Consider the following 1,138-nt stretch of genomic DNA (forward strand, 5'->3'; position numbering starts at 1 on the left):
CCCCGGTGCGGCTACCGACCGGTCCCGGCCCCCCCCCGGTCGCCCACGGGGGGGGCCCCCACCGGGCGAGGTGCCATCGCTGAACGCAGGTACAAGGTCGCCCGGGATACGCCATATGCGCGTGCTACGCTTCCACGCATGGATGAAGTTCTCGCCGCGCGCCGCGCACGACCCGCACGTCACCTCCCGCGCCTTGCCGGCGCGATGATCGCCTTCCCCCTGATGTTCGCCTCCGCGGCCTCCGCCGAAACCCATCCGGGACAGGAGCAGCTGGTGCGCGAAGTCGCCAGGGACACCGGCAAGAGCAAGGCCTCGCTGAACGCGCTGCTCGACGGCGCGAAGAAACAGCAGGCCATCCTCGATGCGATCAGCCGTCCGGCCGAGGGCAAGCCGTGGCGCGACTACCGTCCGATTTTTCTCACCGAGCAGCGCATCCAGGCGGGCGCGGATTTCTATCGCCAGCACCGGCAGTTGCTCGACGGGATCGGCCGCAAGTACGGCGTGCCGCCCGAATACATCGTCGCCATCGTCGGCGTGGAAACCTTCTACGGCCGCAACACGGGCAAATGGAAGGTGTTGGATGCGCTGACCACGCTGGCGTTCCACTACCCCAAGCGCGCGCCGTTCTTCCGCGAGCAGCTGAAGGCCTTGCTCGAACTGCCGCAGAACCACCTGGGCGGCCCGCTCGACACGCTGACCGGCTCGTATGCCGGCGCGCAGGGCTGGGGCCAGTTCATGCCCTCGTCGATCCGCGACTGGGGCGTGGATTACGACCACGACGGCCGCATCGACATGAAGGGCTCGATGGGCGACATCTTCGCCAGCGTGGCCAATTATTTCGCCCAGCACGGTTGGGAAGCCGGTGGCCCGGTCGCCGCGCGCGCCCAGCCCGACGCGCGCGCCGTGGCTCCGGCCGTGCCCAAGGACTGGAAGCCGGTGGCGCCGGTGGAATCGTTCGTCGCGGACGGCTTCGCGCCGCTTCAGCACCTCAATCCCGGCCGCGATGCGCAACTGGTGCGCCTGGATGGGCCGGCGGGTGACGAATACTGGTTCGTGTTCCAGAACTTCTACGTGATCACCACGTACAACCGCAGCCCCATGTACGCCATGGCCGTGGACCTGTCTCTTATACACATCT

1 protein-coding gene is annotated in these 1,138 nt (G+C 67.9%); it reads left to right on the forward strand.

Features of this window, described 5'->3' with window-relative positions; genetic code table 11:
- Positions 1-138: 138 nt before the first annotated feature.
- A partial coding sequence (gene mltB / locus ACR9ZJ_RS19310) for a lytic murein transglycosylase B (RefSeq protein WP_481288681.1) occupies positions 139-1,138 on the forward strand: 1,000 nt, incomplete at its 3' end.

It is taken from the genome of Luteibacter sp. KNZ12-1A, from assembly GCF_056755675.1.